General features: G+C 61.6%; 13 protein-coding genes and 1 tRNA gene. 4 read left to right on the top strand and 10 right to left on the bottom strand.

From position 1 onward, the window contains the following. Nucleotides 1–98: 98 nt before the first annotated feature. The 4 genes from sfsA to ABGM93_RS01280 all read right to left on the bottom strand — a co-directional run bounded on the left by sfsA (nt 99) and on the right by ABGM93_RS01280 (nt 3618). Nucleotides 99–797, bottom strand: coding sequence for a DNA/RNA nuclease SfsA (gene sfsA / locus ABGM93_RS01295; RefSeq protein ID WP_321502750.1), 699 nt, complete (start codon nt 795–797; stop codon nt 99–101). A 68-nt stretch (nt 798–865) separates the two neighbouring features. After that, complete coding sequence (locus ABGM93_RS01290) at nt 866–1657, bottom strand: ABC transporter ATP-binding protein (RefSeq protein WP_321502748.1); 792 nt, start codon at nt 1655–1657, stop codon at nt 866–868. Beyond that, a complete protein-coding gene (locus tag ABGM93_RS01285) occupies nt 1654–2538 on the bottom strand; it encodes an ABC transporter permease (protein WP_319773077.1) in 885 nt (294 codons plus the stop codon). The genes ABGM93_RS01290 and ABGM93_RS01285 overlap by 4 nt, the downstream gene beginning before the upstream one ends. Nucleotides 2539–2640: 102 nt before the next feature. After that, nucleotides 2641–3618 carry an ABC transporter substrate-binding protein gene (locus ABGM93_RS01280; RefSeq protein ID WP_321502743.1) on the bottom strand — a complete coding sequence of 326 codons (978 nt, stop codon included), beginning with the start codon at nt 3616–3618 and terminating at the stop codon, nt 2641–2643. A gap of 347 nt (nt 3619–3965) precedes the next feature. Between ABGM93_RS01280 and ABGM93_RS01275 the strand changes: the two genes are divergently transcribed. Next, a complete protein-coding gene (locus ABGM93_RS01275) occupies nt 3966–4496 on the top strand; it encodes an STM3941 family protein (protein WP_321502740.1) in 531 nt (176 codons plus the stop codon). A gap of 94 nt (nt 4497–4590) precedes the next feature. On the opposite strand, the gene ABGM93_RS01270 is transcribed toward ABGM93_RS01275, so the two are convergent. The 3 genes from ABGM93_RS01270 to ABGM93_RS01260 form a co-directional block, all read right to left on the bottom strand. Beyond that, nucleotides 4591–4676, bottom strand: a tRNA-Leu gene (locus ABGM93_RS01270). A gap of 262 nt (nt 4677–4938) precedes the next feature. Continuing rightward, nucleotides 4939–5172, bottom strand: coding sequence for a hypothetical protein (locus ABGM93_RS01265; protein WP_321502736.1), 234 nt, complete (start codon nt 5170–5172; stop codon nt 4939–4941). A gap of 109 nt (nt 5173–5281) precedes the next feature. After that, complete coding sequence (locus tag ABGM93_RS01260) at nt 5282–6169, bottom strand: FkbM family methyltransferase (RefSeq protein WP_321502732.1); 888 nt, start codon at nt 6167–6169, stop codon at nt 5282–5284. A 347-nt stretch (nt 6170–6516) separates the two neighbouring features. On the opposite strand from ABGM93_RS01260, the gene map reads away from it, so the two are divergent. The 3 genes from map to ABGM93_RS01245 all read left to right on the top strand — a co-directional run bounded on the left by map (nt 6517) and on the right by ABGM93_RS01245 (nt 10840). After that, nucleotides 6517–7347: a type I methionyl aminopeptidase gene (gene map, locus ABGM93_RS01255; RefSeq protein WP_321502728.1), complete on the top strand. Its 831-nt coding sequence runs from the start codon at nt 6517–6519 to the stop codon at nt 7345–7347. A gap of 149 nt (nt 7348–7496) precedes the next feature. Further along, the gene (gene radC / locus ABGM93_RS01250; protein WP_321338052.1) at nt 7497–8213 is read left to right on the top strand and encodes a DNA repair protein RadC; all 717 of its coding nucleotides are present in this window, start codon (nt 7497–7499) and stop codon (nt 8211–8213) included. A gap of 248 nt (nt 8214–8461) precedes the next feature. Then, entirely contained in the window at nt 8462–10840 is a 2379-nt protein-coding gene (locus tag ABGM93_RS01245; RefSeq protein WP_321502724.1) for a bifunctional diguanylate cyclase/phosphodiesterase, read from the top strand. A 63-nt stretch (nt 10841–10903) separates the two neighbouring features. Here ABGM93_RS01245 and cueR read toward each other — a convergent pair whose 3' ends face one another. The 3 genes from cueR to ABGM93_RS01230 all read right to left on the bottom strand — a co-directional run bounded on the left by cueR (nt 10904) and on the right by ABGM93_RS01230 (nt 14385). After that, entirely contained in the window at nt 10904–11293 is a 390-nt protein-coding gene (cueR, locus tag ABGM93_RS01240; RefSeq protein ID WP_319773069.1) for a Cu(I)-responsive transcriptional regulator, read from the bottom strand. A 50-nt stretch (nt 11294–11343) separates the two neighbouring features. Beyond that, a complete protein-coding gene (locus ABGM93_RS01235) occupies nt 11344–12237 on the bottom strand; it encodes an NAD(P)-dependent oxidoreductase (protein WP_321502718.1) in 894 nt (297 codons plus the stop codon). A 90-nt stretch (nt 12238–12327) separates the two neighbouring features. Next, complete coding sequence (locus tag ABGM93_RS01230; protein WP_321502716.1) at nt 12328–14385, bottom strand: nitrate- and nitrite sensing domain-containing protein; 2058 nt, start codon at nt 14383–14385, stop codon at nt 12328–12330. Nucleotides 14386–14459 lie beyond the last annotated feature (74 nt).

The raw sequence follows: 14459 nt of genomic DNA, 5'->3' as shown, positions 1-14459 counted from the left end.
CGCTCGGATTCGGCGGCTTCATGGTGATTGCACATGATCAACCGCGAAGGTCGGGCTGGGACGCCTGAACCTGCAAGAACGGGACAGATACGGCCCCCTTAGCCTTCCACCGGAATGAGGTGCGAGGGCCGGATTTCTTCTAGAGAAATATTGCACACGACCGCCACCGCCTCCACGCCGCGCGCCTTTGCCTCATCAAAGGCCGCGCCATAGGCAGGGTCGATATCGCGGGCAAACCGGAGCCGCTCGCAGCCCGGATACTGAACGAGATAAACCATCACCGCCCGGTGACCGACCTCCACCATGTCGCCCAGCTCAACGAGATGCTTGGCCCCGCGCACGGTTACCGCGTCGGGAAACTCCGCCAGCCCCTTCTCCCGCATCATGTGGACGTTCTTCACCTCAACATAGGTAAGCGGCTTGCCCGCATCCTCCAGCAGAATGTCGACACGCGAGTTCTTGCCGTATTTGACCTCCCGGCGCAGCGTTTCATAGCCCGTGAGTTCCGGAATGACACCCGCCAGAATGGCCTCTTCCACCAGCGCATTGGGCCGTGCGGTGGAGACGCCCACAAGAACGCCCTCCACCTCCACCAGCTCCCAGCTATGGGAGAGCTTGCGCTTGGGATTGTCGGAAACCGACAGCCAGACCGGATTTCCGGGGGCTGAAATGCCCGTCATGGAACCGGGATTGGCGCAATGGGCGGTGATGATCGAGCCGTCGGCAAGCTCGACATCGGCGAGAAACCGCTTGTAACGCTTTATGAGGCGACCGGGGACGAGAGGAGGAAGTTTCATGGCTTCTGCGATAGCCCGCCCCGGCCCGATAGGCAATGGCTCCGTGACGGAAGAGCAGACGCGCCGCGCTAAAGCAGCAGCGCGTCATCCTCCAGTTCCTGCCCACGCACCTTGCGGAACATGTCGACCAGATCGTCGACGCCGAGCCCCTTGCGCTGCTCGCCCTTCACATCAAGCACCACCTTGCCCTCGTGAAGCATCACGGTGCGTGTACCCGCATCCAGCGCCTGCCGCATGGAATGGGTAACCATCAGCGTGGTCAGGCCCAGCTCTTTCTGGACCTTGCAGGTCAGCTCCAGCACGAAAGACGCCATGTGCGGATCGAGCGCGGCGGTATGCTCGTCAAGCAGCAGCACGTCGGATTTGGCAAGCGTCGCCATCACCAGAGACACCGCCTGACGCTGACCGCCGGACAGAAGGCCCATCCGATCTTCCAGCCGGTTTTCCAGCCCCAGGCCGAGCGTCGCGATGCGTTCACGGAAATAGGCCCGGCGCGACCGCGGCAAGGCGCCCGCAAGACCGCGCTTGCGCCCGCGCGCGGCAGCCAGTGCGAGGTTTTCCTCAATCGTCAGCGAACCGCAAGAGCCCGCCAGCGGATCCTGAAACACGCGTGCGACAATGCCCGCCCGCTTGGCGGCAGGCCAGCGCGTCACATCCTTGTCGCCGATCACGATGGAACCTTCGGTGGCCAGCGTATCACCGGCGACAGCGCCCAGAAGCGTGGACTTGCCCGCCCCGTTGGAGCCGATCACCGCCACGAATTCGCCCGGTTCCACCGTCAGGTCGACACCGTTCAGGGCGCGCTTTTCAAGCGGGGTTCCCGCATTGAAGACAACACCGAGATTGGAAACGCGGATCATGACGACGCCCTCCCCTTCTTGCGCAATCTGGGCAGAATGAGCGCAACGGCCACCAGCGCCGCCGTGACGAGGTTGAGGTCGGAGGCGGTCAGGCCGATCGCATCCGCCGAAAGCGCCAGCTGCACCGCGATGCGATAGACCACGGAGCCGATGACCGCCCCGATCAAGGCCACCGTAACCAGACGGCTCGGTAACAGGGTTTCGCCCACGATGACCGCCGCAAGGCCCACGACGATCGTGCCCACACCGGAGGTGACGTCGGCGAAACCGTTGGTCTGGGCAAACAGCGCCCCTGCCAGCCCGACCAGAGCGTTGGAAAACGCCATGCCCACGAAGATCTGAAGATTGGTTCGCACGCCCTGGGCGCGTGCCATGCGCGCATTCGCGCCCGTCGCCCGCATCGCGAGGCCGAATTCGGAGCGCAGGAACCACGCCACCAGCGCAACCGCGATCACCACCAGCACCAACAGGAAGGCTGGTCGGACGTAATAGTCGGCCAAGCCCTGCCCGTAGAAGGGCGTCAGCACCGTGTCCTGCATCAGCAGCGACACGTTCGGACGTCCCATGATGCGCAGATTGATGGAAAACAGCGCCGTCATCGTGAGGATGGAGGCGAGCAGATGCAGGATCTTGAAACGCACGTTGAGCGTCGCGGTGACGATGCCCGCGATCGCACCGGCGGTCATGGCGGCGGCCGTGGCGAGCCACGGATTGACCCCGTTCACCAACAGCACCGCCGAGACGGCAGCCCCCAGCGGCATGGAGCCATCGACGGTCAGGTCGGGGAAATCGAGCACACGGAAAGCCAGATAGACGCCGAGAGCGACAAAGGCATAGACGAGGCCCAGTTCAACGGCCCCCCAGAAGGCAATTTCAGTCACGACGTCGTCCGTTATTCAAGGGAGGGCGCGAATGCGCCCCATAAAGCAAAACCGCCGCGCAACATGGCGCGGCGGTCTCTTGGTTTAAGCGGCAAAACCGCCCTATTCAACCACCTTCGTTGCGCGTTCGATCACCGCAGCCGGAATCGTGACGCCCATCTTTTCCGCCGAGGCAGGATTGACGACGAGATTTGTCCCCTTCGCGACCTCGACATTGATCTCACCGACAGGCGTTCCCTTGAGGATCTGCACGACCTTCTCGCCCGTCTGCTTGCCCACGTCGAAATAGTTGAAGCCGAGGGCGGCCAATGCGCCGCGGCTCACCGAGTCCGTATCGGCGGCATAGAGCGGAAGCTTGTTTTCCTGCGCCACCTTCACCGCCGCCTCGAAGGCGGAAACGATGGTGTTGTCGGTCGGCACATAGGCCGCATCGGCCTTGCCGACCAGCGCGCGCATCGCCTGCTGCACTTCCGAAGTGCGTGTGGCTGTGGATTCAACGACGTCAATACCCGCCTTGCCCGCGATTTCACGCAGCGCCTTCAGCGTGGAAACGGAATTCGTCTCGCCCGGATTGTAGACATAGCCGATTGTCTTCACGTCGGGCGTGATCTCTTGGATCAAAGCAACCTGATCCGCAAGCGGCAGGAAATCGGAAAGGCCGGTGATGTTGCCGCCCGGCTTTTCCAGCTGCTTGACGAGCTGAGCGCCCACCGGATCGGTGATGGCGGAGAAGACGATCGGGATCGAGCGCGTTGCGGCGGCGACCGCCTGAGCCGAGGGCGTGGAAATCGGCACGATCACGTCGGGGCTCTCGCCGACGAACTTGCGGGCGATCTGCGTTGCCGTGGCAGGGTTGCCCTGCGCACTTTCATAGAGGAACGTAAGGTTTTCGCCGTCCTTGTAGCCGGCTTCTTCCAGAGCCTCCTTCACGCCATCGCGACAGGCGTCGAGGGCCGGATGCTCCACGATGGCGGTCACCGCGACAGTCACCATATCCTTGGCTGTGGCTGCAGTGCCGGTGAGCATCGCCGGAACGGCGACAGCGGCAGCGAGGCTCAAGGGCAGAATAAGCTTGCGCATTAAAACATCTCCCGGTCTTTGGCGCCCGGCTGGTCTTCACGGACGCTCAAGTTTTTCGAGAGACGACGAATTGCACCTTGTGTCAACGCCAGGCGACCCCGTTTTCGGCAGCCCATGCGCCTGTGGGGCTCGGAATATACGATTGCACCCGACCAGCCCCTGCCGCCACGATACCGATTGACGCAGCGACACCTCCCGCGACTGCGGGATAAACTGCGACAATCACAGCATGTAGCGATAAACCCGGTTCAATTCAGACGCGATGAACGCTACGGTCGCCGCCGATCCTGGCCATCGGGCCAATCCCCTCATGCCGGCCAATCGTGTCACGAAGGACTGCCCCCACCATGCCCCTGTCCGCTCACTATGACCGCAAGAAACTGACGATCCTTCTGGCGGCCAGCCTCGGCTTCATGGCTCTCAGCCTGGTGCTGGCTCAGACCGACGATCCCTATATCTTCGCGACCGCGCAGGTCACTTTCCTGTTCTTCGTCGGCTTGACTGTCTTCGTGCTCGCCCGCTTTCTGGAAAAGCGCGAAATCCTGCACATCGATGAAAACGGTGTTTTCGACCGCCGCATCGTCGATACGACGATCCCCTGGTCGGAGGTCGAGCGCCTGCGTGAGGTCGGCAAGGGCAAGATGCGTTTCATTTCGGTGACGACGACCCGCGCCACGACCGACTACATAACCTCCGGCCTCAAGCGCAAGATGATGAAGCTGAACGAGTTCATCGGGTTCCACGCCATCGGCATCAATGCAAACAGCATCGATGTCTCCTTCGACGAGATGCGCGCGGCCTTCGCCGCCTTCGGCCCCGAAATCGAAAAGCCTGGCGCAAAGACGGACGAGGAAAACTCAGAAGAGGCGGCACAGTAGCCAGCCCGGTCCCGTGCCGACGCTGCGTCCCCCGAGACGGTGCGCCCCTTGAGGCTACCGGACTTGTTTTTTGAAAATGAAATTGATCGGGAAATGGTGCGGACGGCGGGACTCGAACCCGCACGGGCAAGGCCCAGCAGATTTTAAGTCTGCTATGTCTACCGATTCCATCACGTCCGCGCCCGACCTCCCTCCGGCCCGTTCCGGCCCCCAAAGCGCTTCACAGCCGCAAGGCCTTGTCAGCAAACCGCTTCCCGAACAAACCAACGGGATATGAGAGCCTTGCGCCTGGTGGGTCAGATACGTCCGCGAAGGCCCTGCAGGATGTGACGAGTAGCTTGACCCGTGGCCGCATTCAAGTCGCAAGCGCCTTGAAATGAAAAAAGGGCCGATTCGTCAGCCCTTCTTTCAACCTCATGAGCGTCCCTTCGAGCGGGGACAGTCAGTGTTTCCAGTAGAGTGGTTGTATTTCCGGCTCTGTGAGCGTGCCCAGATAGGCATCTGGATCGCCTTCACCATCGTAAGACAAGCCCGAGATGCCAAGTCGTTCCTCGATTTCCGCGATGAATTCGGCCGGCTCAAGTTTCCGATTATGCTTGGGGAGCATGTAGTAGCGAAGCGACCGGGTTAGAAACAGGCGTTTCAACTCGGGGGCTACGGGAGTAAACCGCAACATTTGAGAACATCCTGACGCGTTCTAATTACAAGGGAGGCCTTACAGATAGGGCCCACATGCCAAGGCCGCAACCGTGACATTCAGGCGCCCTGCGCCGCAACCGTAGCTGTCAGGCGCTCTGTGCCATCTCCAGCACTGGAACACCTTCGTCGCGCTCAAGGAATACGTTCATTCGCGTACACTGCACGACATGCCAGCCGTGCCGCTCCAGGAGAGCGATGCAATCGACTTCCCAGCGTTGCGGGGTATTTTCCATGATGATCACCCGCGGCCACAACGACTTCGGCGCATCGCGCAGGAAGCCCGTAAGGATCAGATCCTCAGCCCCCGTCACATCGAGCTTAAGCGCGTCGACACGGCTCAAACCCTGCGTTTTCAGCAAGGAATAAAGCGAGCGCGTGGGAACGTTTATCTGGGCTGATTCCGCATCGCTCGACAGGATGAAGCGAATGCTCGCCTGCCCCTCATTGAGCGGGTCGAGAAACAGCCGGGCAGCGCCGTCACGGTCGCTGACGGCGACCGGAACCGCGTCAATCCGTCCCGCCGGATTGAAGGCGATATTGTGCATCAGGCGCTCAAAAAGCTGAGGTTGCGGCTCAACTGCGATCACCCGCGCGCCCTTCCCCGCCAGATTCGCCACGAACAGCGAGTAGATCCCGACATTCGCGCCGATATCGACAAACACGATGTCCTCGCGCATGTGCGCTTCCAGAAGCGCACGCTCGAAAGCATCGAAGAACTGGGGCGTGAACAGAACCCGCCGCTCGCACACATTGGCGAAGGGATGCAGCCGCATCGCCGCGCCGAAAACGGTCACATCGAGCGGATGGGACAGGAACGCCATGCCAAACCGGCGCAGGATCAGCGCCAGACGCCTTCCCAGCCAGCCTTCCGGCAGCCGCCGCGTGGCTGCGATCACAAGGCGGCGAAAGGGTCCCGGCCGCAGTGTCCCGAAGGCGCTGTCGCGCACGGCGATCTCGCGTGGTCTCAGTCTCATCCGTCGGCCGCGCTCATGCGTTGATCAGCTCATTTTTTTCAACGCGAGCATGAAATCTGCGCGCGAAGGGAATATATGTGGGCGAAAGACCTGCTCTCGCCGACCTGTGGCCCGACATCACCGACGGGCCATCAAGGCCGCACCCCATACGGAGCAGACAGGGCGAAAATCTGACGCGTCGCGATACGCTGCAAGGCGGCTTTTCACAATTCGCAGTGTGGTCGATTCGTTCATTTGGGGATATGCCATGGGTCATATCCGTCCAACGCACAAGATGGGTGCCGCCGCCCCATGGTGCAGCAGTTGAGAAACGCAACGCCGTATCTTCGGCGGAACGGGAATTCGTAATGGTAAGCTACATCGACGCGGCAACGGCGCCGCTGAAGAACACGGGCCAGATCCGGATCTACGACAAGGCCGATTTCGAGGCCATGCACGCAGCCGGTCAACTGACCGCGCGGTGCCTGGATGGCCTCGTCGATCTCATCAAGCCCGGCGTCCGCACGGACGAAATCGACGACTTCGTCTACTCCTTCGCGCGCGATAACAATGCCCTGCCCGCCACGCTCGGCTATCGCGGCTACACCAAATCCACCTGCACCTCGATCAATCACGTCGTCTGCCACGGCATTCCCAACGAGAAGCCCCTCAAGGAAGGCGACATCGTGAATGTGGACGTGACGCTGATTCTTGATGGCTGGTACGGCGATTCCAGCCGCATGTATCCGGTCGGCAAGATCAAGCGCGCTGCCGAACGGCTGCTCGACGTCACCTATGAATCCCTGCTTCGCGGCATTGCCGTCGTGAAGCCCGGAGCCACGACCGGCGATATTGGCGCCGCCATTCAGGAATATGTCGAAGGCGAACGCTGCTCCGTCGTGCGCGATTTCTGCGGCCATGGGGTCGGGCGCATTTTCCACGACATGCCGAATATCCTGCATTACGGCCGCCCCGGCGAAGGCGTCGAGCTGCGCCCCGGCATGATTTTCACCATCGAACCGATGGTCAATCTCGGCCGCCCGCCGGTAAAGGTCCTTTCCGATGGCTGGACCGCGGTTACGCGCGACCGGTCGCTTTCAGCCCAGTATGAGCACTCTCTCGGCGTCACGGAAGATGGAGTCCAGATCTTCACGAGCTCGCCCAAGGGTCTCGACAAGCCGCCGCTGCAGGAGGATTGAGGCGGGATCCCCTCCTCCCCCAATCGCCTGAGCGCGGGGGCACGGATGCGTTTGATCGCATCCGTGCCCTTCTTGCATCTGGACGTGGCCTCGCAAGTAGTTACCATGCAATAATGACGTAGGGGCATCCAGGGCGAGAATAGCGGGCGATGACGGATAACGCGGATGGTTTTGCCGAAGCGGATATGGGCGAACGGCCCCACTACCACGGCCATCGCAAGAGGCTGAAAGCCCGCTTCCGACAGCGCGGACACGAGGCGCTGGCTGATTACGAGCTTCTGGAACTGCTGCTCTTCCGCACCTTCCCACGCAAGGACACCAAGCCCATCGCCAAGGCGCTGCTGAGCCGGTTCGGCTCCTTTGCCGAGGTGCTGGCCGCCCCTCGCTCACGTCTCAAGGACGTGGAGGGAATCGGCGAGGCGGTGGTCGATGACCTCAAGGCGGTCCACGCCGCCGCCCTGTGCTATGCGCGCGGACAGGTCTCGCAACGCAAGGTGCTGTCTTCCTGGAGCACGGTTCTCGACTATTGCCGCTCCGCCATGGCCTTTTCCGAACGCGAGGAATTCCGGATCCTGTTTCTCGACAAGAAGAACGGCCTGATTGCCGATGAGGTGCAGCAAACCGGCACGGTCGACCACACGCCGGTCTACCCGCGTGAGGTGGTCAAGCGGGCGCTGGAGCTGTCCTCCTCCGCCATCATCCTGGTTCACAACCACCCCTCCGGCGATCCAACTCCATCGCGCGCAGACATCCAGATGACCCGTCAGATTGCCGATGTCGCAAAGCCGCTTGGTATCGAGTTGCACGACCACATTATCGTCGGGCGGGCCGGACATGTGAGTTTTCGAGGGCTGCAACTTATCTGACCCGGCGTCGGGTCCCGCTATGGCCGTTCCTTGCGGCCGCGAAACGAAAGACGCCACGCAACCATCACTCGCTTCAAGACTTTACGATGTCGTTACCGCGTATGCGAAGATTACGCGCACCATCCTCACGTCACATCACATGTTGCAATATTATAGATACAAAGATTTGTCGGGACATGCTCAGAAATGCTTAAGGTTTTTAATTATACTTTTGATAGATGGAGCCTTGGTACCAGCAATACCGCGCCTTGAGCGAGGAAAAGGATTGGCCGGACGCGTTGCATGAGAGCGCGGCCGAGGCTGGTGCAGAGGATCTGCGCGCGCAACTCCGGCAACGCCAGGGGCTTGGTTGGCGCCTGACGCTTTCCCTCGCCGCCGTCATGCTCGCCGCGGTCGCCATCGCGATCGCAGGCCTCTACTGGGCGGCGAGAAAGACGGACGAATCGGCCATCCGTTTCGAGCGTGGACTGCTACGCAACCTTCTCGATGCAGAGAAGGAGCGCGCTGCCAAGGAAATCGAGAACTTCGCAATCAGCGACACGACCTACCGCAATGTCCATGTGCGCTTCGACAAGGACTGGGTGGAAAACCGCATTGGCGAAAGACTGGCCGCGGCAACCCATGACAGCATCGTCGCCGTGGTGAAGGCCAATGGCGCGCGCCGTCACATCACGACGACGGGCAACTACACGACGCAGACTCTGAACAACCAGAACGTTTCCGCCAGCCTGGATCGCATGTTGAGCGCCGTCGCCGACACCTACTGGCGGACCATCAAATCGACATCTGACGGCAAGACCTATTTCGTGCATGACTATGGCAGGCACCTTCAGCCCACCCATGCCACCGCGTTCGACAGCATCGACGGCAAACCCGTCGTCGTTACCGTGGTGGCGGTCCTGCCAGGCGGCGAAGACACCGCCCTGGCCGACGGGCCGCCCAGCATGGTTGTTCATGTTCGCAGCCTCGAAGGCCCCGGGATCGGTCGGTTCGGCAACGTCAACCGCTTGCAGGACCTGCGCTTCGAAGCCACCAAACGACTGGAGCGCCTGCCGCCCAACACGCTGCCCCTCTATAATGGCGCCAGTCAGCTGATCGGCTATCTGACCTGGACCCCCAACCGTCACGGCACGTCCATGCTGGACGAGGCGAGCCCGATGATGGTGCTGGCGATGCTGGTCCTCACAATCCTCGCCGTCGGTGTGCTGAGGCACACCCATGTCACCACGATCAGGCTAGCCTATTCCGAAGCCCTGGCCCGCCATCGTGCCCTGCATGACGATCTCAGCCAGCTCCCGAACCGGGTTCTGTTCAGCCGCCGCCTGTCCGAAGCTCTCGAAGGCCAGTCCACACCGCCTTCGATGCTCGGCGTGATCTATGTCGATCTCGATTACTTCAAGGAAGTCAACGATACGCTCGGCCATCACGCGGGCGATGCTCTGATCAAACAGGTCGCCTGCCGTCTTCAGTCCAGCGTTGCGCCGGGCGATTGCGTCTCGCGCATTTCGGGCGACGAGTTTTCCCTTCTGATCTGCGGACGCACGGACCAATCGGCGATTATCGATGTGTGCCGCCAGATCGAGGCGGCCATATCCGAACCTTTCGAAATCGACGACCAGCAGCTGCATTCCTCCTGCTCGATGGGCCTGGTCATCACCTGCGGAGAGGATATCAGCCCTGCGGAGTTGCTGCGCCGTGCGGACATCGCCCTGTACAGGGCAAAGGAAGAAGGCCGCGGCCGCTATATCCTTTACCAGGAAAGCATGAGCGACGAGATCCGCCTCTCGCAGAAGATGGAACGCGAGTTGCGCGTGGCGCTGGAGGAAGATCAGTTCGAACTTGTCTACCAGCCTCAGGTCAGCGCAGACGGACGCACCACCAACGGTGTGGAGGCGCTGATCCGCTGGCGTCACCCCGAACAGGGCCTCCTGATGCCAGACCACTTCATGCCGATCGTGGAGCGCAGCGATCTGATCTGGCAGGTGGGCGCGTGGGTCATCCGCACAGCCTGCCGCGATGGCCGCAGGTGGCCGGAGCTTTCGCTTGCCGTAAACGTATCCCCCGCCCAGATCCGGCACCCGGATTTCGCCGAAGTCTTGCAGCAGATCCTCGAACAAGAGAATTTCGACCCCCGCCGCCTCGAAATCGAGATCACCGAAAGCGTGGTCATGGATCATATCGATTCAGCGGTGCGGATTTTCGACAGCCTGCACGGGATCGGGGTCTCGATCGCGCTGGACGACTTCGGAACGGGCTTCTCCTCGCTCAGCTATCTGCGCCGCTTCGCGTTCGACAAGTTCAAGATCGACCGGTCCTTCATCACGGCGGTGGAAACGGAACCGGAATCGGCGGCGATCGTCCACACGCTTGTCGCGCTGGCCGACGCTTTGGGAATGAAAGTCACCGCGGAAGGCATCGAGACGGAGGGGCAGCACCGGTTCCTTCGGGAATCCGGCTGCGATCAGCTGCAAGGCTACCTGTTCTCGCGCCCCGTTCCCGCCGACCAGATCACCGCCCTCCTTGAGGCGGAGGCCCTTTTGAAGGACGAGCCGGAGACCCGGCTGGAGCCCAGGAGCCTCCAGCGCCACATCAGACAACTGGAGCTCGACCGGCGTCAGGCCAACTGAGCCACAACAGGCACGACAATCGGTTTTCCTGTAACCCGATATTGAAGCAGGAGCAGGCGCACCTCACGCCTCGCCGGCGATCTCGTCAAGGATCGGACAATCGGGCCGCTGGTCGCCGTGGCAGGCGTGAACCAGCTTTGTCAGCGTATCGCGCAGGGAACTCAGCTCCGCCAGCTTGGCGTCGATTTCCTCGATCCTCTGGCGCGCCAGCGATTTGACGTCCGCGCTCGCGCGCCCGTGATCCTCGTAAAGCGACAGAAGCTGTCGACAATCCTCGATCCCGAAGCCAAGTGACCGCGCCCGCTTGAGAAAGCGCAGCTTGTGGATGTGCTGATCCCCATAGTCGCGATAGCCGTTTTCCTTCCGGTCCGGCGCGATCAGGCCGATTTCCTCGTAGTAACGGATGGTCTTGGCCGGAAGGTCGGTCTGGCGGGACGCTTCACCGATATTCATCTGCTCCTCACTGAGCTCTCATTCCACCCCTTGCCCGGCGCCACCCGTTCTCACGCTTCGGCGGCGGACAAATTATGCGCTTCCAGTTGTAGATAGAGCGCCGCGTGGTCGAGTTCAGCCCCGTCCAGATCATTTACCAGCTTGAAGAACTGCTCGCGGACCTGCCGGGCCAGGGGAAGATCGACACCGGCATCGGCGGCCGCGTCCAGGACGTTGTCGAGATCCTTGAGTTGCAGGCGGGACGGCCCACCCGGTTCCCAGTTGCGGTCCACGATCCGCTGGCCATGAAGATCGAGAATGCGGCTTTCGGCAAAGCCGCCTCGGATCGCATCGCGAACCGCCGCAGGATCCGCCCCGCCTCGCTCGGCCAGAAACAGCGCCTCGGAAACAGCGCCGATGGAAATCGCCACGATGGCCTGATTGCAGAGCTTGGAAAGCTGGCCCGATCCATGAGGCCCCACGCGGGTGACACGCCCCATGATCTCGAAGACCGGGCGTGCCTCGTCGATATCGGCCTCCTGACCACCTGCCATGATCGCAAGCGTCCCGGCCTCGGCACCAGCCGTGCCGCCGGAAACGGGCGCATCCACGTGACGACGCCCAAGCGCCCCAAGCTGCTTTGCAAGATCACGGGCAAGAGAGGGTTGCGCGGAGCTCATGTCGATGAACAGAGACCCTTCCGGAGCCGCCGCGACAACACCTTGCGCGAAGTAGAGATCGGTCACAGCCGCGCCGTCGCTCACCATGGTGATGACGATATCGGCTCCTGTCGCGGCCTCGGCAGGCGTCGCAGATGCCTTGGCCCCATGAGAAACGAGGGCCTCCGCCTTTGCCGCGGTCCGGTTCCAGGCCCGAAGCTCATAGCCCGCTTCCAGAAGCCTGCGCGCCATGTGCGAGCCCATCAGGCCGATTCCAAGAAAAGCGATCACCGGTTTGCGCGACATGTCCGTCCCTCCAGTTTCAGGAAGGGCGACCTTATAACGGCGACATGGCATGTCCAGAGACCCCCGTGTCGCGCCTGTGCGAAACCCGGCTTATCCGCTGCGTACGCGCTGCAGGAACGTGTGTGTCTGCTCACGCATTTCCGCGGTGTGACGGGCAACGCTGCTCGACAACGTAAGCACCTTGCTGGCGGCCGCGCTCGATTCGCCCGCAGCCTGCCCCACGCCTGCGATATTGGCCGCGACCTGCTCGGTCCCATCCGCCGCCTGCTGGATATTGCCCGCGATTTCCCGCGTCGCAGCCCCCTGCTGCTCAACCGCTGCCGCGATGGAGGTCGCAAGTTCGCTCAGCTCGTTGATCACGAGGGTCACCGCTTCGATGGCCGCCACGGACGATTGGGTCTCCGTCTGGATCTGCGAAATCTGCATGGAGATTTCTTCCGTCGCCTTGGAGGTCTGGGTCGCCAGATCCTTCACCTCCGAGGCAACGACCGCAAAGCCCTTGCCCGACTCGCCTGCCCGCGCAGCCTCGATGGTGGCGTTCAGAGCCAGGAGGTTGGTTTGCTCGGCGATGGCCTGAATGAGCCCGACTATGTCGCCAATCTTCTGAACCGAGCCGGACAGAGCCTGCACCTGCCCCACCGATTGCTGTGCGGAGGTGGATGCCATCCCGGCCTTCTCCGAAGAGATTTGCGCCTGACGCCCGATCTCTTCCACCGAAGACCCCATTTCCTCGGTGGCCGAAGCGACCGTCTGAACGTTGGTCGACATCTCTTCGGACGCCGCGGCCACCGCCGAGGATTGATTGGACGTCTCTTCCGCCATGGCAGACATGCTCTGTGACGCGACGCGCAGCTCTTCCATATTGTCGCTCACCGCCACAATCAGCTTTCCGACGGCGGATTCGAAATCATCCGCAAGTTGCGCCATCAGCTCATGCTTGCGTTGTTCTTCCAGGTGCGCCTTTCGCACCGCCTCCTCTTCCAGCCGCTTGCGTTCGATGGCGTTTTCGCGGAACACCTCCACGGCGCGCCCCATCCCGCCGATTTCGTCATGGAGATTGCGTTCTGCGATCTCGACGTCCAGATCACCTTTTGCCAACCGGGCCATCGTCTTCGAAAGCGACGTGACAGGCTTGGAGATCGAACGCGCAATGGCGATCGAGCAAACAATCACCAAAGCGACCAGTCCCGCCAGCGTCCCGCTCAGCAGGTTCAGCTCCTGCTGCATATCGTCCCGCGCATGATCGGAATCGGCAACGAGATCATGCGCCATCACATCCTCGACCTTCTTCAGCTCCTCGATCCAGTCGGTCGCCGCAGCGAACCATTCCGGCCCCGTCACCGACGAGATGTCTCCGCCGAAGGGAGCCGCATCGGCCAGCTCGCGCAATTGTCTGATGCGCGCGGCCGCGGGGCTCTCCAGCGCGCGCCGCAATTCCGCCACGCCATCACCGGGAGAAAAGCGCAGGAAATGCGCGAAATGAGATTCCTGCTCCGCGCGAAGGCCGACAAACCGCCGATAAATATTGGGTGCGAATTTCCCCGAACCGAAGCCGTTGGCCCCCATCGCCCGCTCAATGCCGGCGCGCTCCTTGCCCTGCAGGATCGCGCTGTAGGCATAGGCGTCGCGCACCACATGCGGCTCATCAGCAACCAGCGCGACGGCCTCTACCGTATCCAGCAGATCCTTGATGACGCTGGTGTAGTATTTTGCCATTTCGCCGACGGAAGATGTCAGATCATCCACGGCTGCGCGGTGCTTTTGAAGCTCGCCAAGCTTTGTCAGCGCCGAACGAAACGGCTCGCCGAAAGTCTTGTTGCTCAAGATGGGGCTATCGTTCGGGATCGTGCGACGCAGCGTCTCCAGAGCGGCGTCGGTATCGACGCGGCGCTGCATGATCGCGTCGGCGAATTGCGCCCCCTTGGATCCAATGAATCCAGCCGACGTTCCGCGTTCCTTCTGCATCTCATGTACGAGTGCGGAAATCACCGGCGCACGTTCAACGATGCCAGTGATCGTGTTTTCAACCTCAATCTTTCCAAGGTTCTTCAAGATCCGGGTGCCGCCCAGGAAGACAAGGCCAATCATCGGAATCAGGCAGAGGATGAAGATACGTGACGCAATGGAAATTCGAGAAATCGCTTGCATGTCGCCGCCCACAGTCGCTTGTTTATCGAAACACGGGCAGCCTGCTTTAGGTTGATAAACACTTCATGAAATAT

Source organism: Breoghania sp., assembly GCF_963674635.1.
Classification (GTDB): Bacteria; Pseudomonadota; Alphaproteobacteria; order Rhizobiales; family Stappiaceae; genus Breoghania.
This window is presented reverse-complemented; position numbering and strand designations above follow the sequence as displayed.

Bases quoted from the DNA above. Each gene is read 5' to 3' on its own strand.
- ABGM93_RS01280 (WP_321502743.1), bottom strand. From the start codon at position 3,618: ATGCGCAAGCTTATTCTGCCCTTGAGCCTCGCTGCCGCTGTCGCCGTT.
- cueR (WP_319773069.1), bottom strand. From the start codon at position 11,293: ATGAATATCGGTGAAGCGTCCCGCCAGACCGACCTTCCGGCCAAGACC.
- ABGM93_RS01235 (WP_321502718.1), bottom strand. From the start codon at position 12,237: ATGTCGCGCAAACCGGTGATCGCTTTTCTTGGAATCGGCCTGATGGGC.
- ABGM93_RS01275 (WP_321502740.1), top strand. From the start codon at position 3,966: ATGCCCCTGTCCGCTCACTATGACCGCAAGAAACTGACGATCCTTCTG.
- ABGM93_RS01260 (WP_321502732.1), bottom strand. From the start codon at position 6,169: ATGAGACTGAGACCACGCGAGATCGCCGTGCGCGACAGCGCCTTCGGG.
- map (WP_321502728.1), top strand. From the start codon at position 6,517: ATGGTAAGCTACATCGACGCGGCAACGGCGCCGCTGAAGAACACGGGC.
- radC (WP_321338052.1), top strand. From the start codon at position 7,497: ATGACGGATAACGCGGATGGTTTTGCCGAAGCGGATATGGGCGAACGG.
- ABGM93_RS01265 (WP_321502736.1), bottom strand. From the start codon at position 5,172: ATGTTGCGGTTTACTCCCGTAGCCCCCGAGTTGAAACGCCTGTTTCTA.
- ABGM93_RS01290 (WP_321502748.1), bottom strand. From the start codon at position 1,657: ATGATCCGCGTTTCCAATCTCGGTGTTGTCTTCAATGCGGGAACCCCG.
- sfsA (WP_321502750.1), bottom strand. From the start codon at position 797: ATGAAACTTCCTCCTCTCGTCCCCGGTCGCCTCATAAAGCGTTACAAG.
- ABGM93_RS01230 (WP_321502716.1), bottom strand. From the start codon at position 14,385: ATGCAAGCGATTTCTCGAATTTCCATTGCGTCACGTATCTTCATCCTC.